Source organism: Paenarthrobacter sp. Y-19, from assembly GCF_029223985.1.
GTDB classification, from domain to species: domain Bacteria; phylum Actinomycetota; class Actinomycetes; order Actinomycetales; family Micrococcaceae; genus Arthrobacter; species Arthrobacter nicotinovorans.
In genome coordinates this window covers 3911705-3932409 of record NZ_CP119414.1, presented here as the reverse complement: position 1 = coordinate 3932409, position 20705 = coordinate 3911705, and the positions used below count along the sequence as shown (strand labels likewise).

The window sequence follows — 20705 nt, the reverse complement described above, 5'->3', positions numbered from 1 at the left end:
ATGACTGAGAACTACACAGCCCTGTATGAGCAGCACAAAAAAGCCGGCGCTTCCTTCACGGATTTCGGCGGCTGGCAGATGCCCCTCAAGTACGAGTCCGAACTCGCCGAGCACCACGCGGTCCGCAACGCAGCCGGCCTGTTCGACCTCTCCCATATGGGCGAAGTCTGGGTCACCGGCCCCGAAGCCGCAGCGTTCCTGGACTACGCCCTGGCGGGCAAGCTGTCCGCGATTGCGGTGGGCAAGGCCAAGTACTCGCTGATTTGCAACGCCGACGGCGGCATCATCGACGACCTCATCACGTACCGTCGCGCTGACGATAACTTCCTGGTGGTCCCCAATGCGGGCAACGCCAAGGTGGTTGCGGCGGCACTGAAGGAGCGGTCAGCCGGCTTCGACGTCGTGGTTGACGACGCCTCCGCCGAGACGTCCCTGATTGCCGTGCAGGGCCCAAACGCCGAGGCGATCCTGCTGAAACTGGTACCCGCCGAGCAGCGCTCCTTGGTGACGGAACTGAAGTACTACGCGGCGGTGGAGGTTTCCATCACGTTCGACGGCGGCACCCAGGACTTGCTGTTGGCCCGCACGGGTTACACCGGGGAAGACGGCTTCGAGATCTACATCCCGAACGTTGACGCCCCCGGTCTGTGGGAAGCGCTCTTGGAAGCAGGCGAAGGCCACGGACTCATCCCCGCCGGCCTTGCCGCCCGCGACTCCTTGCGCCTCGAAGCCGGAATGCCCCTCTACGGCAACGAACTCTCCCGCCACGTGAACGCCTACGCCGCAGGTCTTGGCCCGGTAGTTTCCCTGGCCAAGGAAAGCGACTTTGTTGGCAAGGAAGCACTCGCCGCGATCAAGGCTGCCGGTGTGGGATCCACCATCGGCCAGAAGCTCGTGGGCCTCAAGGGCACCGGCCGTCGTGCCGCCCGTGCGCACTACTCCGTCCTCAAGGACGGTTCCCTGATCGGTGAGGTGACCTCGGGCCAGCCAAGCCCGACGCTCGGTTACCCGGTGGCGTTGGCCTATGTCGACGTCGAACATTCAGCGGTTGGCACCATCGTGGAAGTTGACCTGCGCGGCAAAGCGGAGCCTTTCGAAGTGGTGCCGCTGCCGTTCTACAAGCGCCAAAAATAAGAGTTTTTGTACACATAACGCCCCTATGAGGCCCTTTTGAGGGCATCAACTGTACAAAAACTCGAAGAGAGAGAAGGAATTGGAATGAGCAAGGTAGTAGCTGAACTGAAGTACTCGGCCGAGCACGAGTGGGTTGCCGCTGACGGCGACGGGGCGGTGGGGATCGGGATCTCCGCCGTCGCCGCTGACGCCCTGGGCGACATCGTGTACGTGGACCTTCCCGAGGTTGGTTCCACAGTGACCGCGGGGGAGACCTGCGGCGAGGTGGAGTCCACCAAGTCCGTATCGGATCTGTACTCGCCTGTGACGGGTGAGGTGACCGAGATCAACGACGCCGTTGTCGGAGATCCCGCGCTGATCAACAACGACCCCTACGGCCAGGGCTGGCTGTTCAAGGTCGCCGCCACCGAAGAAGGTCCGCTCATGTCGGCCGAAGAGTACGCAGCAGCCAACGGAGGCGAACTGTGAACCCGGCAGCCGTGACCGAATTCGAGCAGGTTGTGTCGGCGTCGTTGGACGCGCAGCTCTCCGAGCTGGACCCCGAGATCGCCGCGAAGATCGACGACGAACTGGGCCGCCAGCGCGACGGCCTGGAAATGATCGCATCGGAGAACCACACTGCCGTGGCTGTCATGCAGGCGCAGGGCTCAGTGCTGACCAACAAGTACGCCGAGGGCTACCCGGGCAAGCGCTACTACGGCGGCTGCGAACACGTCGACGTCATTGAGCAGCTGGCCATTGACCGCATCAAGGCATTGTTCGGAGCCGAGTACGCGAACGTGCAGCCGCACTCCGGCGCACAGGCGAACGCCTCGGTGATGCACGCGCTGATCAAGCCGGGCGACACCATCATGGGCCTGAACCTTGCCCACGGTGGCCACCTCACGCACGGCATGCGGATCAACTTCTCTGGCAAGCTCTACAACGTGGTCCCGTACGGGGTTCGCGAGGACACCCACACTGTGGACATGGCTGAGGTGGAGCGCCTGGCCCAGGAGCACAAACCGGCACTGATCGTGGCCGGCTGGTCCGCGTATGCGCGGCAGCTGGACTTCGCTGAGTTCCGCCGGATCGCTGACTCCGTGGGCGCCTACCTGATGGTGGACATGGCCCACTTCGCCGGCCTGGTGGCTGCCGGCCTGCACCCTTCGCCGGTCCCGCACGCCCACGTCACCACCTCCACCACGCACAAGACCCTCGCCGGTCCGCGCGGCGGAATCATCCTGTCCAACGACGCCGACATCGCCAAGAAGATCAACTCGGCCGTGTTCCCGGGCCAGCAGGGCGGACCGCTGGAGCACGTGATCGCGGGCAAGGCTGTCGCGTTCAAGATTGCCGCTTCGGAGGAGTTCCGTGAGCGCCAGGAACGCGTCTTGGCCGGTTCCCGCATCCTGGCCGAACGCCTGGTCCAGCCCGACGTCGCTGCCAGGGGAATCTCCGTGGTTTCCGGTGGAACAGACGTGCACCTGGTCCTGGTGGATCTGCGCAACTGCGAACTCGACGGGCAGCAGGCCGAGGACCGTCTCGCCGCGATCGACATCACCGTCAACCGCAACGCCGTCCCGTTCGACCCGCGCCCGCCCATGGTCACCTCAGGCCTGCGGATCGGCACCCCTGCGCTGGCAACGCGCGGTTTCGGGGAAGCGGCCTTCCGTGAGGTCGCTGACATCATCGCCGAGGCACTGATCGCCGACGCCGATGCGGACCTTACCGGGTTGCGTCACCGCGTTGAGGCACTCGCTGCCGCGCACCCGCTGTACCCGGGAGTTGCGAACCTCGGGTAGCCACTCGGTTGTGCCGTCCGATTCGTGGGCTCGCTGCGGAATGTGCCGTGCGAACGGCATGTTTCGCAGCGAACCCCCGTTTCCGACGAGGCGCTCCACGGCGTAGGCACGTTGATCTCCCGGGTGGGCGGTCGCTTGGGAACGGGCGCCCACATAAAGACCGGGTTGGAGGTCCGCACTGGGACCTCCGGGGGCCGGGCCGCCTTGGCTCGGGATTGGCCCGGCCCCCACATTCTTTGTCTTGTTTCACTCTTCCCTGAAAGGGATCCCGGCTATGGCTGTTGGTGTTTTCGATCTGTTCTCTGTGGGCATTGGTCCGTCGAGTTCCCACACGGTGGGGCCGATGCGGGCCGGGGCGGTGTTTGCCCGTGAGCTGCGTGAGTCCGGTTTGCTTCCTGCCGTGGCCGGGCTCCGTGTTGATCTTTATGGCTCCTTGGCTGCCACGGGCAAGGGGCATGGCACCTTCACGGCTACCTTGCTGGGCCTGGAAGGTTACGAGCCCGAGGAGATCCTGCCGGACGAGGTGGAGGAGCGGCTGGCCTCGATCGCGGAGACAGGCAAGCTCCACCTCGCCGGTGAAGTCCCCTTGCCGTATGCGGTGGAGGATATGGTGTTGCATCCGTTGACGGTGTTGCCGCGGCATACGAACGGGATGAAGTTCGCCGTGGCTGATGCTGAGGGAAACACTGTGCGTGAGGCGACGTTCTTTTCGGTTGGTGGTGGGTTTATTGTCCGTGAGGGTGAGGAGGACGCTGCGCGGCAGGAGTTGGAGGAGTCGAAGAAGGAGTTGCCGTTGCCGTTCAGGACGGCGGCGGAGTTGTTGGGCAGGTGTGCGTCCAAGGGGTTGGGGATTTCGGACATCATGTTCATCAATGAGCGGGCGTCGCGGTCTGAGGAGGAGATCCGGGAGGGTCTTTTGCATATCTGGTCGGTGATGGAGGCCTGTGTTGAAACCAGTTTGAAGCGTGAGGGTGTGTTGCCCGGCGGGTTGCGGGTCCGGCGTCGTGCTCCTGATTGGTTGGAGCGGTTGTTGAAGGAGGACAAGGACCGGAATGATCCGAAGTATTGGCAGGAGTGGGTGAATCTGATTGCTTTGGCGGTCAATGAGGAGAACGCTTCTGGTGGTCGGGTGGTGACGGCGCCGACCAATGGTGCTGCGGGGATTATTCCGGCGGTGTTGTATTACGCGTTGAATTACGCTCCGGGCATGGATCAGGCCAGTCAGCAGGACAGGGATGATGTGGTGGTGAAGTTCTTGCTCGCTGCTGGTGCGGTGGGTGTGTTGTATAAGGAGCAGGCGTCGATTTCCGGTGCTGAGGTGGGGTGTCAGGGGGAGGTTGGTTCGGCGTCGTCGATGGCTGCTGCGGGGCTGGCTGAGGTGATGGGTGGTTCTCCGGGTCAGGTGGAGAACGCTGCGGAGATCGCGATGGAGCATAATCTGGGGTTGACGTGTGATCCGATCGGGGGGTTGGTGCAGATTCCGTGTATTGAGCGGAACGCGATTGCTGCGGCGAAGGCGATCAACGCGGCGAAGATGGCGTTGTGGGGGGATGGGACGCACCGGGTTTCCCTGGACGAGGTGATCGTGACGATGCGTGAGACGGGCAAGGACATGTCCGATAAGTACAAGGAAACCGCGATGGGCGGCCTCGCCGTCAACGTCGTCGAATGCTGAAGATCAACGTAAAGGAACCCCATGACACTCGCACCTGAAAGCCGTAAGTTGCTGCGCGTTGAGCAGCGTAATTCTGCGGTACCGGTTGAACGTAAGCCTGAGTGGATCAAGGCCAAGGTCCAGATGGGTCCTGAGTTTGTCCAGCTCAAGAACCTGGTGAAGAAGGAAGGCCTGCACACGGTCTGTGAAGAGGCCGGCTGCCCGAACATTTTCGAGTGCTGGGAAGACAAGGAAGCGACGTTCCTGATCGGCGGGTCCGAGTGCACCCGGCGCTGTGATTTCTGCCAGATCGACACCGGCAAGCCCTCCCCGGTGGACATGTTCGAACCCACCAAGGTGGCCCGGAGTGTCCAGGCGATGCAGTTGCGCTACGCCACCGTGACCGGTGTGGCCCGTGATGACCTGGCCGATGAGGGTGTCTGGTTGTACGCCGAAACAGTCCGGAAGATCCACGAACTGAACCCGGGCACCGGGGTGGAGTTGCTGATCCCGGACTTCTCCGGCAAGCCTGAGCACATCGCGGCGATCTGTGATTCCAAGCCCGAGGTGTTCGCCCACAACGTCGAGACCGTGCCGAGGATTTTCAAGCGGATCCGTCCGGCGTTCCGGTACGAGAGGTCCCTGGATGTCATCACCCAGGGCCGGGATTTGGGCATGGTGACCAAGTCGAACCTGATCCTGGGCATGGGCGAGACCCGGGAGGAAATCTCCGAAGCCCTGCGGGACCTGCACCAGGCCGGATGTGACCTGATCACGATCACCCAGTACCTTCGCCCGTCCGAACGGCACTTGCCGGTGGACCGGTGGGTCAAGCCGCAGGAATTCGTGGACCTCCAGCACGAAGCCGAAGAAATCGGCTTCCTCGGCGTCATGTCCGGGCCGTTGGTGCGGTCCTCGTACCGGGCCGGCCGCTTGTGGGCCACCGCGATGCGGAAGAAGGGCTGGGAAATCCCCGAAGCCCTGGCACACATCGAGTCCTCCGGCACCACCCGCCAGGAAGCCTCCACCATCCTCGCCGCCCACGGCTAGCCCCAAAACAGACGCACGACGGCGGTCGGGCCACCTTCTGAAGGTGACCTGGCCGCCGTCGAGGGTTAAAGGGGCACTTCGGAAGCTTCGAACACCAGCGCACTTTTTGCTCAAGATGGGCACAAGATTGCCGCATCAACGTCGTAGCGCCGTCTTCGGCCGCCGCCAGGGAAGTGTCCTTTCCTTGGACAGCGTGGGAGAAGGCGAGTACTTCGGGCCCTGACAGGGCTGGAATGACGATGCGCCCGCCAAGTAGTCCGGGCGAAGAACGCGAGTACTTGCGTCACGCATGCGGGTATTTCCCAGCCTTTGTTCGAAGAAAAAATGGGGTAGCCGGAATCCTAGCCACACGACTGGCCGCGGATGAAGCATTGGCTGCATCGCTTCATCCGCCAGCAAAGGCCGGATGCTGGGGGTTGCGCTGCGGCTCCCCGGACCAGATCAACCAAGGAGTCACATCATGCGCAAGCTTTCCAAGAAGAGCCGGATCACCGCCGCTGTTGCGGGCGTCGCACTGGTAGCAGTCGGCGGCGGTGCCGCCTACGCCTACTGGACCACCACTGGTTCCGGCAGTGGCAATGCCACCAACTCTTCAGGTGGCGGAACCGTCACCCTCCACGCCACCTTCGCCGGTGGCCTTGCTCCGGGCAATTCCGTCCCGGTGAGCTACACGGCCGACAACTCCACCACGTCCGGCACGGTGGTCGGAGCGTTGAGCGCGAACGTGACCACCAATGTGGCCGGCTGCCTGCCGGCTTGGTTCGAAGTCACCGCAGTCACCTCGAACAGCCCGGTGGCAGCCAACAGCACCGGCACGTCCGTTGGCTCCGGAACGCTGAAGTTCAACGACAGCACCACCGTCAACCAGGACGCCTGCAAGGCGGCCATCGTGACGGTCAACGTCGGCAGCCTGTAAGACCTCGACGCCGGGGCCCGCCAGTTAGGCGGGCTCCGGCTCAGCCGTTTCGGCCCCTCCACCACCGCACCCAAGCCGACGTCCGAAAAGAGCTTCCATGGACCACCGCCCAGAGCGCATCGCACCGTTCCTCAGGAGTGGGGTCCTGCGTGCGATTCTGCTGGCCTTGTTGGTGGCCATCCTGCCAACCGCAGTCCTTGCTGCGAGCAACGGGCAAGCCAACGGGCAAGGCAATGGCCAGAGCAATGGCCAAGCCAATGGCCAAGCCAATGGACAAGGCAGCAATGCGAAGGCCCCGGCGGGCATCACGGTGGCGTTGTCTCCTTCCAGCCGCACGGTTGACCAGGGCCAGTCCACCACGTTCACCGTGTCGGCGACGTCGACCGGGGGCTTTGCGGGACAGTTGACCTTCACGACCAGCGGGCTGCCGGCTGGCGCAAGTGCCAGCTTCGCACCGTCGTCGGTTAACCTCACTGCCGGCGGCACCGTCCAGACGACCCTGACGGTTGGAACCGCCACCACAACAGCGGCGGCGAAGACCGATTTCTCGGTCAAGGCGGGCAGCGGGACCATGGTGTCGAACGCGGCTCCGGGCCAGTTGCAGGTCCTCGAAGTCAAGCGGTCGTTCGGCGTATCCGGTTCCGTGAATGGCTTGCTCGCACCGGGTGTCTCACGGTCGTTGGAACTGCAGATCTCCAATCCCGGCAACAAGAGCATCGCCGTGACCAACCTTTCCGTATCCATCACCCAGGTGGTCCGGACTCCGGCGGCCATTGCGAAGAACCTCCCCTGCACCACCGCTGACTACAAACTCACCCAATACTCCGGCGCGTATCCGTTGACCGTGGAGCCCGGCGTCCGGGCATTGTCGGCGCTGGGCGTCCCGGAGTCGGCCTGGCCCCGGATCACGATGCACGACACGGCCCAACTCCAGGACGGCTGCAAAGGCGCCACCCTCCAGCTCACGTACTCCGGCACGGGACAAGGCAACTGACATGAAGACCACAGCCCGGACACCCCGCACCTCCGCTCCAGGCCGGCTGGCAAGAACCGCGGCAGCCACTGTTGCCCTGTGCGTGCTCGGCGGAGCGGGATCGGCCTACGCGTACTGGAGCGCCACAGGCCTCGGGAACGGAGCTTCGGTGAACGGCACCATGCAGAACGTCACGGTGGACGCACTCGTCCCGGGCGACACCCTGCAAAGCAGCCTTGTCCCCGGGGGAACAGCTGACGTCCTCCTCCGGGCCACCAACCCCAACCCTCACCCCGTCACCATTTACGGAATTGCCGCCAACGGACCCATTTCCGCGGACACTTCTCATAACGGGTGCACAACCACCGGAGTGACTTTCACACCTCCCGCCGCACCACTCAACCCGCCGATCACCATCGCCGCGAACACCTCCATCCTGGTGACGCTGCAAGGGGCAGCCAGCATGGGAGCCACCTCAGTCTCCGCCTGCCAGGGCGCCCAATTCGCCATCCCCGTGACGCTGGAGGTACGGAAGTGAGCCAGGACCGTCAGGCATCGAGCATCAGCATGGGGCGATGGAACCGCATCATGGTTATTGCGTTGGGCATTCTCCTTCTTTCCTGCGCAGGGCCCGCTGCCAGCGCGTTCTGGGGTTCCGTCAGCAGCGGTTTCGGAGCCGCGAAGGCCGATTCCGTAGCCCAGGGCGCCAAGCCGGGCACCAGCGTGTCCGGTACCACCGTTACGGTCAACTGGACAGCCAGTACGACGGCGGGGGGCCGGACCGTGACCGGCTACAGCATCGCCCGCTACAGCTCGGCCGCTGGCGGCACGCGCGTGGCCGCAACCGGCACCTGCCAAGGCCCGGTTGCGGGCCTTTCGTGTGCCGAGGCCAACGTCCCGGCAGGAACCTGGTACTACACAGTGACGCCCTTGTTGTCCCTTTGGCAGGGCACCGAAAGCATCCGCAGCACCGGCACTACTCCTGTCACGGATACAACACCACCCAACGCGCCGGTTGTGAACGCACCGGCAGTGGTCAACGCAGCCCTCGCAGACAAGGTGCCGGTCAGCGGCACGGCGGAAGCCAACTCATCGCTCGTCCTCACTGTGACAGGTGCGGGTGCGCAACCGGTAACCCAGTCGATGGTTGTCAACAGCGCCGGGAATTGGACAGCCTTGCCCGTTGATGTCCGGAACTTCACGGACGGCACCATCAGCTACTCCGCCAAGGCTACGGATGCGGCCGGGAACACCAGTGCCGCAGGGACGGCGACCTCATCCAAGGATGCAACGGCTCCGACGGTGACGAATGTACAGCTTGGCAACGGTGGTGTCGCTGGCAAGATCGACAAGAACGACACCGTCATCGTCACTTTCTCGGAGTCACTGAAGGCCAGCACCATCTGCAACACGTGGACAAGCAACACTGCCACACAGACCCTCGGCGGCAACGGAGTGGTGACGGTCAATGTGAGCGCCGGGAACGTCCTGACGGTCACCAGTTCCGCCTGCACCGTAAACCTCGGCAGCCTGGCGATGACCGGTGCCTACGCGGGGTCGGCCATGAGCTTCGGAGGCAACGGCAGCAACGCGTCGTCCCTGACCTGGAACCCGGGGACCGGGGCAAAGACGCTTACCATCACCCTGGGCGGGGCATCGGGCACAGCCAACACATCGGTAGCAGCGGCCGCCGCAACTCTCACCGCCTCGCCGACCCTCACGGACATTGCAGGTAACCCCCTGAGCCCGGTGACATTTACGAATGCAGCCCCGGGCGGTTTCTAGACCCGGGCCGTCCGGAACACACTCCCCCTTCCAAGTCGCCAACTTCGTGATGACCACCACTATCCGGTCCAGATCCCGCAGTAGCCCAGCAACCGGAGCGTAACCTTGAGAGCGGACGCCAGTGCCGCCGTCGTACGTTTGATCCTGCGACGAAAGGCGAGCCGCCCCTTGAAGGCTGTAGCGGAAATGTTCACGATGGGTCCTGGCAACAAGGACCACCATCCCGCCCTCCGCTGCGCAGTTGGTGTGTTCGTTCCGCTGATCACGTTGACGTTGATAGGCCGACTGGATCTGGCGGTGTTTGCTTCGTTTGGAGCCTTCACGGGGATCTACGGACGCAACGAACCCCATAGCGTCCGTTTCAGGAGCCAGTTGCGCGCCGGCGGCTTCATGCTTTTCATCATTCTCCTGGCCACATTGCTAGCCCGTTTCGCCCATGCCTTGGGCATTGAAGGTGCTGAATATTCCTGGCTCTTGACCGCTGCCACTACGGTCGTGGCCGGCGTTTGCTCGGTGGTGGTTGCTGCGTGGCGGCTGCGGCCCGGTGGCTCCTTGTTTCATATTTTTGCTTTTGCTGCCATTGCGTCGATCGCAGCCCAACCGCCCCTGTGGGAAGCCCTCCTGGTGGCTGTCGGGACCACGGTTTTCTGCCTCTTGATCGGCATGTCGGCTCGTGTGCTCAAAAGCCACAGAACGCCGTGGAAACGCCCTCCGCGCATCCGGCACACCCCGGCTGAGCGACGGGCGATCTGGCTGGAGGGTGGCGGCTACCTGGTCGCTGCCGGCCTGGCGGGAACCATTGCCACGTTGGTGGGGGAGCGGCTTGGCTTCGGGCATACTTACTGGGCGATGGTTGCGGCGGTTGTTCCCCTCGTGGGGCATTCAACGCGCCACAGGGTCAGCCGAGGCATCCAAAGAATCGCCGGAACAGTGCTGGGCCTGGTGCTGCTGGCGGGCATTCTCTGGCTCAACCCTGCACCTTGGGCGATGGTCCTGGTGATCGCTGCGTGCCAGTTCGGTGCTGAGATGTTTATTGCCCGGCAGTACCTGGTGGCGCAGGTTTTCGTGACGCCGCTCGCGTTGATCGCAACGCTTCTTGCAGCGCCGGTCGATCCTGGTTTGCTGCTTCGGGACCGCATTGTCGAGACGGTCATTGGTGCCGCCGTCGGCGTTGCCGTCGTGGTGGCTCCAGCTCTCTGGCGGTGCGTGCGGACGCTTCGGCGGGCAGCCTGAGCGTGCCGTCCTGACCGCCTGGTCAGCAAAGGAGCGGTAAATCGCCTAGTATCGATTGGTTAGACAAGCGAGATACATGTCTACCAAAGGACTGGTGATGAGCGACAAAAGTGAACGTCAGGGCTATTGGTACGGGCTGGAGAGCCGCAAGCAGATGGGCGCCGTGGATGTCCTGAATGCACTCAGGGACTACCGTGCCGCCGAAGCGGATATGCGCCGACGTACCCGCGCTTCCATGGGGATGGGCGAAACCGATCTTCTTGCCTTGCGGTACTTGCTTGAAGCCGAACGCGCAGGCCGTGAGGTCGGGCCCAAGGAGTTGGCTGTCCGCCTGGGCGTGACGTCGGCTTCCATGACGTCCCTGGTCGATCGGCTCGTGAGGTCCGGCTATGTCACGAGGGAGCCGCATCCGACTGACCGGCGTGCGCTCATCCTGCGCCCCACCCCCGGCTCGGATCAGGAGGTGCGCAGCACCCTGGGTGATATGCACGCCCGGATGATGGAGGCGGCCGAAACCCTGAGCAGCGAGGACTCTGCTGTGGTGGTCGAGTTCCTTCGGCGCATGCGAAAGGCGATCGACGGGATCGCGGCCTCCTGAAGCCCTGAGTGACTGCATCCTGACTGGACATAATTCATAAGTACACATATAACTAGATAGCCAAGCTACTTACTAGGGAATGTGTGGGAGAGAACGATGACAGTCGCGCTGCGTGAACCAAGCTCCACACCAGTGGCTGAAAATACCGTGGAAGTTCTCACGGAACAGGTAATTCCCATGGGTCCCGTGCACTGCGGGTCACACATGGCCATCTCCGCCGGCCCGGCCTACGACGCCATGAAGTGGGTCTCCGTGGAGCCCATCTGGCCCGAGTGGGCATGCGGATGCGGATTCCGGATGGACATCGACGCCCTCGATCCCGTGAGCTCCGTCTGGATCGCTGCCCTTCGCAGGCAGAGCCTCCAGCACGAACTGGCGATCTCGCAGAACACCCTGGCGCTCGCCTTCAAAAAAGCTGTTGACGCCGGAGTCAACCCGCATGCCCTCGCCGAAGTGGCCGGAGTGCCTGCGGCCGAGATCGAAACCCTCCTCGGGTGACCACGCTCGACGTTGCGGCTGTCCGCGCTGATCGCGGAGCCGCAAGTGCATGCGGCGTGCCCCGGGACCTTACGTCCCAGGACAGCCTGCGCCAGGACAGCGTGGCCCAAGAGAGTGTTCACCGGGACCGGGTCATCGCCGGCCGGTACCGCCTCGCAGGACCATTGGGCGGCGGCTCGGAAGCCAACGTCCAAAAGGCATTCGACCTCCACAGTGGCGACGCTGTGGCAGTCAAGATTTTCAGGTGTTCCGACGCTGCCAACGACGCCCCCTTCCGTCGGGAAGTGGACATCCACGGCCGGTTGCGGCACAAGAACATCGTCCGGGTCCTCGGTTCCGGAACTACCGGGCACCAGGAAGGCGGAGAAATCCGGAATTTCCTGGTGATGGAGCTGGTGGAAGGAATGGATCTGCGGACCCTCCTTCATCATCAGCCGGCTTCGCCCCGCGAGACGGCCGAGTGGGTGAGCGGAATTGCGCGTGCCTTGACGTACATCCACCGCAGGGGCATCGTCCACAACGACATCAAGCCCGGCAACATCCTGGTCAAGCTCGCAGCAGACCCGGGTGGCCCCGGGGTAGCACAATTGACCGACTTTGGAATTGCCCTCACCGGCGGGACCGCCGCACCGGACTCGTCCTCGGGCACCCCGCATTACCTCAGTCCTGAAGAGGTGCGTGGCGAAAATTCCACAACCGCCAGCGATGTCTACTCGCTCGGTCTCGTTGCTCTTGAGTGCTTGACCGGAACGAAGGCATTTCCTGGCCCTCCCCTCGAGTCCATGGTTGCCAGGACTCTGGGGGAACCCCGAATTCCCGACACGGTCCGGCGGCGCTGGTCCATGGTGCTTCATGCCATGACAGACCCCGACCCTGCCGGCAGGCCGTCTGCCAGCCAAGTCGTCGGAATGTTCCGACGACTCAGCCGGTAGCCAACAATCAGGTCAATAGCGGCATGCGTTCCTATGCCGGACTAGGACCTCTTCACGAAAGAGAGAATGAAAAATGGGATTCATCGGTTGGATTGTTTTGGGTTTGATCGCCGGCGCCATTGCCAAGGCCATTAAGCCCGGCCACCAGGGCGGCGGCTGGATCGCCACCCTGCTGCTCGGCATCGTCGGTGCCGTCCTCGGCGGTTGGATCGGCAGCGCGCTGTTCAACGTCGGTATCAACGAGTTCTGGTCGATTTCCACCTGGCTCCTCGCCATTGGCGGTGCTCTGCTGGTCCTGATCATCTGGGGTCTGCTGACCCGCAAGAAGGCCTAGCGTTTCAGGAAGGCCCTGTCCCCGCGGTTATCGCCGGGAGGACAGGGCCTTTTCGCGTCTGTGGGCGGCTTTTTCGGTCACAATTTCCCGGTACGACAGCGACTGCGGGCGGCATCATCAGTTCCGCTACGCTGCTCGGAGCCACCACACTCCGTACGCCAAGGGTCACCAATGACGCACTCTTCAGCTGCCACGTCCACCACCACGGCGCCGCCCCAGCCGGCGCTGGGGTCCAGTGCCGCCGGTACGGCATTGGGCGCATTCGGCATGGCGGCTGCGGTAGGGCTGTTGTCCCTCCTCCTGCACGTCGCGGGAGAGGTTTCGCCCAGGGTTGGCCCGTCGTTCGAAGGATGGGCCGGTGACGCCAACGACTCCCCGGTTTCCGGCCTGCGGTGGATCCTCGGCGACATGACCGAGCCCCTTTTCTACAAGGCGGATCTGGCGGCGCTGGGATTGCTGGCGGGTGCATTCCTGGCCTGGCGCGTTGCCCGTGGCGGCAAGGCCTGGGCCGGCTCGCTTGCCTACGGCAGCGGGCTTTGGCCGTGGGTGCTGGCGTCGGCGTCGTTGAGCCTGCTGTTGTCCAACCTGGCGTTCGGAAGGATGCTCGACGACGGGTGGCAGCCAACGTTCGTGCCTTTCGTCTGCGCCGCGCCCGCCATGGTTCTGCTCTACGGTGCAGGATGGCGGACATGCGTCACCGGAGCCGTCCTCGGAGCAGCTACCGTGACGCCCTTGGCTCTGCTCTTCATCCCGACAGTTGCTGCCCCCTTGGGCTTGCCGCCCGTCGTCGGAAGCGTCCTGGCGATGGCGGTCGGTTCCGCCCTCACATTCTCTATTGCACGCCGCCTGCCGTGGCTTGTCCTGCGGAAGCCGAACCCGTCCACGCCAAGCCACCACCCGGCGTCGGGGGTTGGGCAGAGCTTCCGACAGGATGCTAACCGGGCCGCACGCCGGGTGCTCAAGGACTTCAGTGAAACGCACTTCTTCGCCAACGAAGCCGCCAGCCTGGGGATGATCCTGGGGGTCTCCGTGGCCTTCGTGATGAACCCCGGCTTGCCGTCATATGGTTCGGCCCTGCTTCCCAAGATCCTGTTCGCCCAGGCCCTGACATCAGCTGTCGGCGTGGTTCTATGGCGGCGCTGGTACCGGGAGGAAGGGTGGGCGGCCACGTATGCATCCGTGGTGTCTGTTGCACCCGCCGCCGTCCTGGCCTCCGGAGGTTCCTGGATGGGGATCGTCGGCGGGGCGGTACTCGGCGCCGTTCTGGCACCGCCCCTCGCCCGCGCCATCTCCGGTTGGCTGCCGTCCGGTTTCCATCCGGTGATCGGCAACACTGCCGCCATGGCACTTTCGACGGCGGTTGCCTTGCCTGTGCTGGGACTGCTGGGCCCCTAGCCTCCCACGTGATGGATGGTGAAGGCGCTGAGGAAGCCGACGGCGGCCGTCAGGCCCGTGAGGTTGTGGTGCTCTTCGAAGGCCTCGGGAATCATGGTGTCGGCCAGCATGGCCAGGATCCCTCCGGCGGCAATGGCCGTGATGAAGGCGATGACCGAGTCGGGTGCGTTTTCCAAGGCCGTGAAGCCAACAAGGGCCGCAATTCCGCTGAACACGGCGATGCCCACCCACGTGCCAAAGACGTAGGCAGGGCTGCGTCCTGATTTCTTCATTCCGGCCGTGCTGGAGAGTCCCTCCGGAACGTTCGAGATGAAAACGGCGGCGAGCATGGCCGGGCTGATGGCTCCGCCTGCCAGGAGTCCTACCCCGAGGACCACCGATTCGGGGATGCCGTCGATGAGGGCGCCTATGGCAATGGCCGTGCCGCTTCCGGGAGAGTCCTTTTCCGAGGGCTGGGCGCCGCCGGAGCGCTTACGATGCTTGGCACCGGCGCGTGAGAGGAGGACATTGGAGCCCACGAAGATCAGTGCCCCCAGCAGGAAGCCCAGTACGGTGGGCAGCAGTCCGCCGCCTTGCACGGCTTCGTCCACTAGTTCGAACGCCAGTGCCGAGATCAAGACACCGGCGCCAAAGGCCATCACCGTGGAGACGACCTTGGCGGGCACCTTCCACATCCACGCGATCCCCGCGCCGAGAACCAAAGCGCCTCCGGCCAGCGTTCCCCAGAGCAAGGCCTGCAACCACATCGGCATACGTTTTGCCCTTTCATCGGCTGATCAGGTGCACCCAAGAGTGTTTCACATGGTGCTTGGGGTGCTGCGGTTTTCTTGAGGTTTTCCTGAGGAAGTGTTGTGGGTTTGCAGGATCGGTTCTTGATCCAGGCCCGGCAAAGTATTTCTTGTCAGCCACACAGGCTGAAGAAACGGCCGGCCGGTCTCACGGTGGCCACACGAAAGGACACTGATCCCCATGGCCATCAGCCTCAAGACCACCTCCGGCAAAATCCTCGCCTCCGTCGCACTGGTCGGCACCGCAGCCGCCGTCGCCGGCATGGGAACCTACGGCGCGTTCACCTCCTCCACCTCCGCCTCCCAAGCCGTCACCGCAGGCACCGTCACCATCGCCCTGGGCGCCCCCGGACCAGCCAACACCCTCAACGTCCCCATCGCAGGCCTGCTGCCCGGCGACAAAGTCGAAAAACTCGTCACCCTGGCCAACACCGGCAACTCCGACCTGAACAACGTCACCCTCACCACCTCCGCCGGCGCCACCGCCTCCCTCCTCACCACCGACACCACCAACGGCCTGCAACTGACCATCGAAAACTGCAGTGTGCCCTGGACCGGCACCGCCGCCCCCTACACCTGCGCCGGCACCAAAACCACCGTCCTGGCCAACGGCCCCGTCATCGCAGCGAACAAAACCCTGAACAACCTCACCTCCCTGACCTCAGCCAAAACCGACAACCTCAAAGTCACCACCGCGTTCCCCACCACCGCGGACAACACCTTCCAAGGCGCCACCTCCACCATCGCCTTCGCCTTCACCGGCACCCAACGCACCGAAACCACCAAATAAACCACCCCAAACCCCGCCGGGCCTGGTCGGGCGCCCCCCTGCCCGATCAGGTCCGCCGGTGCAGCACCAACTGAACGATTTACCGCACTGAATGATTTGCCCACTCAGCGAAAGGAACGCCAGGACATGAGCACCATCGAGACCCTCAACGGACCAGCACTCCATGGCCGGCGTTCCGCTGCGAACATCCCGGCTTCCAGGGCCGCTGCCTCGCAGCCGGCCGGCATCGCCGTCGTCGAAACTGCCGTCGTCGAAACTGCAGCCGTCGAAACTGTCGTCGAAACCCGGGCTGAAGCCCCTGCCCCCAAAAGTGCCATCCGCCGCGTTACCGGCACCGTGGCCAAGGTGATTGCCGTGGCCTTGCTGGTCCTTGGCGCGCTGGTGTTCCTGTTCCTCGCGATCGGGCCACGCGTTTTTGGCTACCAGACCTCCACCATGCTGACCGGTTCCATGTCTCCCCTGATCAACCCTGGTGACGTGGTGGTGACCGTTCCGACGCCCATCGAGGACGTCAAGGTGGGCGACATCATCACCTACCACATTCCGGTGGAGGATCAGCGGGTGGAAACCCACCGCATCACCGAAATCACCACCACGGCGGACGGCGGGGTAGCTGTCCAGACGAAGGGCGACGCCAACAACGGCATCGATCCCTGGATCGCCACTCTTCAGGGCAAGACCGTGGACAAGCAGGTCGCTACCATCCCCTATGTCGGCAACGCGATCAGGGCCATCCGGGAACCGATGGTCCTTAACACCCTGATGTACGGCGCACCAGCCATCCTGGTCATCGGGATGCTGGCCTCCATCTGGACGAAAGACCCCAGCAAGTCGGCGCCGGAAGGCGTCGCACAGCCCCAGGCAGCAAGCGGTGAGTGACCGGGCGGCACCCCACCCGGGGCCGAGTCCGCTGGAACCTTGCAAGCTGCAAGCGCTGGCCGAGGAGTTGGGCGACTCCCGGCTGGCGCTGCGTTTCCTCTCCACGTACCTCACCATGCTGCCCGAAAGGATCCTCAGGCTTTCCAACGGACTGTGCGGGCACGACCTCGACGCCAGCATGGACGCGGTCCTTAGCCTCAAGATCTCCTCGGCCATGGTGGGCGCGGTGGAAACTGAAAGCCAGTGCCGGGCCATCGAGATGATGATTCGTGAGGATCATTTCGACTCGGCGGTAGCGGCGCTCCCGGAGCTGAGGAAGTCCAGCGACCGCTGCTTCGACGCCGTGCCCCAGTTGCTGGGTACCACGGAGTCCCTCCACCGGAGTCCTTGGAATCCAGGGATCGCTTAGTGGTCGGCCGTGACGGTTTCCTCGCTGTTTTTGACCTCATGCGGGACCAGGACCAGCGCCACGACAGCTAGCACGCCTGCGGCGGCAAACACGTAGAAGCCCGCCGGGTACGCGATGTTGGCCGCAACCAGGGTTCCTGTCACGGCTGGACCGACAATGGCACCAAGCCGGCCCACTCCGGCAGCGAAGCCGAGGGCCGTTCCGCGGAGCCGTGGCGGGAACAACTGGCTCACCCAGGCGTAGACCAGCACCTGTGAACTGAACACGAAGATGCCCGTAACGAACACGGCGGCGTTGAGCAGGAATTCGTTCTGGATTTTGACGCTCAGGATGGCCAGGAAGACGGCTGACAGCCCAAACCAGAGCAGCACGATTTTCTTGGTCCCGTGCTTGTCGGCCAGGACCCCGGCCAGGAACAGCCCGGCGACAGCCCCGAGGTTCAGGACGAGCAGCAGTGTCAGGCCCGTGCTGACCGGATATCCGGCGGCAGCCATGAGCTGGGGCAGCCAGGTGTTGAGGCCGTAAACCAGCAGCAATCCCATGAATGACGCCACGCCAATTCCCAGGGCGACTACCGGATACGGCTTTTGGAGCAGGTCCCGGAAACCGTTCTTGGCTGCGGGATTTGCGGAACGCGCGACGCCGGCTGCGGGCTTGGGCGCCCCGCCCGCTTGGGCCGGGGCTGCTTCAGGCAGCGACTCGGGAAGCTTCGCCCACAGGAAGGGCAGGAGCACCAGCCCGGCGACTCCACCAATGATGAACATGAGACGCCAGTTCGGAACGATGATGATGGCCAGCAGCGCGGTGGCCACGGCGCCCACGTGGTATCCGGTCATGGTCCTGGTGGTGGATTTTCCTGCCGTACCGGAAGGGGCGTAGTCGTTCATGTACGCCAGGGCTGCAGGCAGGCACGCACCAAGGCCGAGGCCTGCAAGGAGACGCATCGCCGAGAAAACCGCCACATTGGGGGCGAACGCCACGGCGATGGTGAAAACCGAGAAGCCCGCCACGCAGGCGATCAGCAGCCTGCGGCGACCGAACTTGTCCGAGAGCGGTGCAATGAAGAGCGCTCCCAAGCCAACGCCGACCAGGGAGATGGTGGCTGCGAACGTGGCTCCCACGGCGTCAAAACCTAGTTCCCCGGTCTTGATCAGTGTTGGGATAACGGTCCCGAGGACCACAAGGTCGAAACCGTCCAGGACCATGGCCAGCCAGCAAAGCCACACGGGCCATTGGGAGCGGCGGGCAGATGACATCGTTGGCATAGCGTCCTCGTTGCTAGGGTTCCGGTCGCCTGAACGTCCGGTTAGTTACGAGAGTTGTATCACCACTCTTTGTAACGCGGCACACGTCCTACCATTGAATGGAATCGATAATTCCGCTGGGTGGCGTCAGCTTAGTGCCATCGCGCAGTTTCGTGCGTCGTCCCTTACGCGCTTTCAGGAAGGTGGTGAACGGTGGCCAACTCATCATCCGGCGACTCCGTGGTCGAACGCGTCGTGCGGTTGATCGCGGCGTTTCCCGAGGGCGTGACATCGCTGCAGCTGACCGAACTCGCTGAACGGGCGGGCCTTCCGTTGTCCTCCGCCCACCGCCTGGTCCGCCAGCTTTCCCAGCAGGGGCTGCTGGATCTTGGCGCGGGCGGGACGGTGCGCCTCGGGCTGCGCTTATGGGAACTGGTCAACCGCAATTCGCCCACGCTGGCCCTGCGTCAGGCTGCCATGCCGTTCATGGAGGACATTCAGCAGGTCCTCAACCAGAACGTCAACCTGGCAATCCTCGAAGGCTGGGAAGCGCTGTTCGTGGAGCGCCTTTCCCGGCGCGGGTCCGTGGCCAACAGGGCACGGGTCGCCGGGCGGATGCCCGTCCATATTTCGTCTGCCGGGCTGGCCCTCATGGCCAACCAACCACGGGAGCTGCAGGCGGAGTACCTCAAGCACTTCCGGGACCCGGCGGGAAAGGTTACCGCCGACGTCGTGCGCCATCTCCTGGCCGAAGCCGCGCAGCAAGGCTATGCCCAGCTGGCGGGCGTTGTTGATCCGGATACCTGGGGAATCGCTGTGCCCATACTGGACAGCAAGCGCCGGGCGGTGGCGGCCCTCGGGGTGGTGGTTCCTTTGGCCGAGATGCGGCTCCAAGCGCTGGTGCCGGCGTTGCAGACCGCGGCACGTGGCATCGGACGCCAGCTGGGCGATAACAATCACAACTTCCGTTCAATGGAAGTGATGTAACGCCAGTCACTCCGTTCGGGCCACACTGATTCCAAGCTCATCCCAGCCGTTCGAAGTGCGGGGATCCGCAACGAAGCGAGGAATCATGACACGCACACCCATCAGCACCCAGGTAGCCATCATGGGCGGAGGCCCTGCCGGGCTCATGCTTTCCCATCTGCTGGCCAGGCAGGGAATCGACTCTGTGGTGGTTGAAATCCGCAGCCGCAAGGACATCCAGGAAACAGTTCGCGCCGGAATCCTGGAGCACGGCACGGTGAACCTGCTGGTCGACTCAGGAGTGTCGGACAGAGTGCTCCGCGAGGGCGACCGGCACGACGGCATCGAGCTGCGCTTCAACGGTGAAAGCCACCGCATCAATTTCAAGGAACTCGTTGGCGAGTCCGTGTGGCTGTACCCGCAGACAGACGTTTTCATGGATCTCGCCGCCCGTCGGGAGGCCGACGGCGGCGACGTCAGGTACAGCGTCTCGGATACCACCGTGCATGACCTCGAAGGCAAACCGAAGGTCTGGTTCACTGACTCGGAAGGGCAGGAGTTCGAGATCCAGGCTGACTTCCTCGTCGGTGCCGACGGATCCCGCAGCCACTGCCGCTTCCAGATCCCCGAAGCTGATCGCAAGTGGTATTTCCACGAGTACCCGTTTGCGTGGTTCGGCATCCTGGCAGAAGCACCCCGCAGCGCCGACGAGCTGATCTACGCCAATTCCAAAGACGGCTTCGCCTTGATCAGCCAGCGCACCGAGACGGTGCAGCGCATGTACTTCCAATGTGATCCCAAGGAAAACGTGGCCGACTGGGACGACGAACGAATCTGGACCGAGTTCCGCAAGCGCGTCAATGGCAACGGGTTCGAGCTCAAGGAAGGCCCGGTCCTGGAGAAGATGGTCCTGCCGTTCCGCAGCTTCGTGCACACGCCCATGCGCCACGGCAACCTCTTCCTCGCAGGCGACGCCGCCCACACGGTCCCGCCGACGGGGGCCAAAGGCCTGAACCTGGCCATCCATGATGTCAAAGTGCTCTTCGAAGGGCTCGACTCCTTCTACGCCAACGGCTCCACGGCCCTCCTGGACTCCTACAGTGATCGCGCCCTGGACCGAGTTTGGAAGGCGCAGCACTTCTCCTATTGGATGACGTCCATGCTGCACACTGTCCCGGGAGCCGACGATTTCGACCGCGCCCGCCAACTCGGTGAGCTGCACTCGGTGGTTACGTCCGAGCATGCCAAGGCGTACCTGGCGGAGTCGTACACGGGCTGGCCCACCTCGCATTGATTCCGGCTGGGCTTGGTCCCGTGGCCTGCGGTGTGAGGCCCGGGTCCTG

General features: G+C 63.8%; 22 protein-coding genes. 20 read left to right on the top strand and 2 right to left on the bottom strand.

Features of this window, described 5'->3' with window-relative positions; all coding sequences use genetic code 11:
- The 15 genes from gcvT (at window position 1) to PYR64_RS18385 (ending at window position 14286) form a co-directional block, all read left to right on the top strand.
- Window positions 1–1134 carry a glycine cleavage system aminomethyltransferase GcvT gene (gene gcvT, locus PYR64_RS18455; RefSeq protein WP_275776893.1) on the top strand — a complete coding sequence of 378 codons (1134 nt, stop codon included), beginning with the start codon at window positions 1–3 and terminating at the stop codon, window positions 1132–1134.
- 84 nt (window positions 1135–1218) lie between these two features.
- Window positions 1219–1602, top strand: coding sequence for a glycine cleavage system protein GcvH (gene gcvH, locus PYR64_RS18450; protein WP_275776891.1), 384 nt, complete (start codon window positions 1219–1221; stop codon window positions 1600–1602).
- A complete protein-coding gene (gene glyA, locus PYR64_RS18445; protein ID WP_064723820.1) occupies window positions 1599–2918 on the top strand; it encodes a serine hydroxymethyltransferase in 1320 nt (439 codons plus the stop codon). Before gcvH ends, glyA begins: the two co-directional genes overlap by 4 nt.
- A 274-nt stretch (window positions 2919–3192) precedes the next feature.
- Window positions 3193–4593, top strand: coding sequence for an L-serine ammonia-lyase (locus PYR64_RS18440; RefSeq protein WP_275776887.1), 1401 nt, complete (start codon window positions 3193–3195; stop codon window positions 4591–4593).
- Window positions 4594–4614: 21 nt separating this feature from the next.
- Complete coding sequence (gene lipA, locus PYR64_RS18435) at window positions 4615–5622, top strand: lipoyl synthase (protein WP_275776885.1); 1008 nt, start codon at window positions 4615–4617, stop codon at window positions 5620–5622.
- 460 nt (window positions 5623–6082) lie between these two features.
- The gene (locus PYR64_RS18430) at window positions 6083–6538 is read left to right on the top strand and encodes a hypothetical protein (protein ID WP_018779333.1); all 456 of its coding nucleotides are present in this window, start codon (window positions 6083–6085) and stop codon (window positions 6536–6538) included.
- A gap of 97 nt (window positions 6539–6635) precedes the next feature.
- A complete protein-coding gene (locus PYR64_RS18425; protein ID WP_275776883.1) occupies window positions 6636–7532 on the top strand; it encodes a hypothetical protein in 897 nt (298 codons plus the stop codon).
- 1 nt (window position 7533) lies between these two features.
- Window positions 7534–8049 (top strand): hypothetical protein, encoded by a 516-nt coding sequence (locus tag PYR64_RS18420; RefSeq protein WP_275776881.1) that lies wholly within the window; start codon window positions 7534–7536, stop codon window positions 8047–8049.
- The gene (locus PYR64_RS18415; protein WP_275776879.1) at window positions 8046–9296 is read left to right on the top strand and encodes a hypothetical protein; all 1251 of its coding nucleotides are present in this window, start codon (window positions 8046–8048) and stop codon (window positions 9294–9296) included. The genes PYR64_RS18420 and PYR64_RS18415 overlap by 4 nt, the downstream gene beginning before the upstream one ends.
- A gap of 168 nt (window positions 9297–9464) precedes the next feature.
- On the top strand, window positions 9465–10529 hold the full coding sequence (locus tag PYR64_RS18410; protein WP_275780002.1) for an FUSC family protein: 1065 nt from the start codon (window positions 9465–9467) through the stop codon (window positions 10527–10529).
- A gap of 76 nt (window positions 10530–10605) precedes the next feature.
- Window positions 10606–11127, top strand: coding sequence for a MarR family transcriptional regulator (locus PYR64_RS18405; protein ID WP_035734163.1), 522 nt, complete (start codon window positions 10606–10608; stop codon window positions 11125–11127).
- Between the two features lie 132 nt (window positions 11128–11259).
- Window positions 11260–11625: a hypothetical protein gene (locus tag PYR64_RS18400; protein WP_229778682.1), complete on the top strand. Its 366-nt coding sequence runs from the start codon at window positions 11260–11262 to the stop codon at window positions 11623–11625.
- Window positions 11622–12557: a serine/threonine-protein kinase gene (locus PYR64_RS18395; protein ID WP_189076551.1), complete on the top strand. Its 936-nt coding sequence runs from the start codon at window positions 11622–11624 to the stop codon at window positions 12555–12557. Before PYR64_RS18400 ends, PYR64_RS18395 begins: the two co-directional genes overlap by 4 nt.
- Before the next feature lie 73 nt (window positions 12558–12630).
- Window positions 12631–12891, top strand: a complete 261-nt coding sequence (locus PYR64_RS18390) for a GlsB/YeaQ/YmgE family stress response membrane protein (protein WP_018779325.1) — start codon at window positions 12631–12633, stop codon at window positions 12889–12891.
- 171 nt (window positions 12892–13062) lie between these two features.
- On the top strand, window positions 13063–14286 hold the full coding sequence (locus PYR64_RS18385; RefSeq protein WP_275776874.1) for a hypothetical protein: 1224 nt from the start codon (window positions 13063–13065) through the stop codon (window positions 14284–14286).
- Here the strand turns inward: PYR64_RS18385 and PYR64_RS18380 are convergent.
- Window positions 14283–15038: a ZIP family zinc transporter gene (locus PYR64_RS18380; RefSeq protein ID WP_039243375.1), complete on the bottom strand. Its 756-nt coding sequence runs from the start codon at window positions 15036–15038 to the stop codon at window positions 14283–14285. The two genes, PYR64_RS18385 and PYR64_RS18380, sit on opposite strands and share 4 nt — an antisense overlap.
- Before the next feature lie 217 nt (window positions 15039–15255).
- Here PYR64_RS18380 and PYR64_RS18375 point away from each other — a divergent pair, with 217 nt between their 5' ends.
- The 3 genes from PYR64_RS18375 (at window position 15256) to PYR64_RS18365 (ending at window position 17152) form a co-directional block, all read left to right on the top strand.
- Window positions 15256–15864 (top strand): TasA family protein, encoded by a 609-nt coding sequence (locus PYR64_RS18375; protein ID WP_209783733.1) that lies wholly within the window; start codon window positions 15256–15258, stop codon window positions 15862–15864.
- A gap of 126 nt (window positions 15865–15990) precedes the next feature.
- Window positions 15991–16743, top strand: a complete 753-nt coding sequence (locus PYR64_RS18370; RefSeq protein WP_275776868.1) for a signal peptidase I — start codon at window positions 15991–15993, stop codon at window positions 16741–16743.
- Window positions 16736–17152, top strand: coding sequence for an Hpt domain-containing protein (locus tag PYR64_RS18365; RefSeq protein ID WP_275776866.1), 417 nt, complete (start codon window positions 16736–16738; stop codon window positions 17150–17152). Before PYR64_RS18370 ends, PYR64_RS18365 begins: the two co-directional genes overlap by 8 nt.
- Here PYR64_RS18365 and PYR64_RS18360 read toward each other — a convergent pair.
- Window positions 17149–18417: an aromatic acid/H+ symport family MFS transporter gene (locus tag PYR64_RS18360; RefSeq protein ID WP_055975570.1), complete on the bottom strand. Its 1269-nt coding sequence runs from the start codon at window positions 18415–18417 to the stop codon at window positions 17149–17151. The two genes, PYR64_RS18365 and PYR64_RS18360, sit on opposite strands and share 4 nt — an antisense overlap.
- Before the next feature lie 192 nt (window positions 18418–18609).
- Between PYR64_RS18360 and PYR64_RS18355 the strand changes: the two genes are divergently transcribed.
- Window positions 18610–19383 carry an IclR family transcriptional regulator gene (locus PYR64_RS18355; protein WP_055975573.1) on the top strand — a complete coding sequence of 258 codons (774 nt, stop codon included), beginning with the start codon at window positions 18610–18612 and terminating at the stop codon, window positions 19381–19383.
- Between the two features lie 85 nt (window positions 19384–19468).
- A complete protein-coding gene (locus PYR64_RS18350) occupies window positions 19469–20656 on the top strand; it encodes a 4-hydroxybenzoate 3-monooxygenase (RefSeq protein WP_064723928.1) in 1188 nt (395 codons plus the stop codon).
- The last annotated feature ends 49 nt before the right edge of the window (window positions 20657–20705 follow it).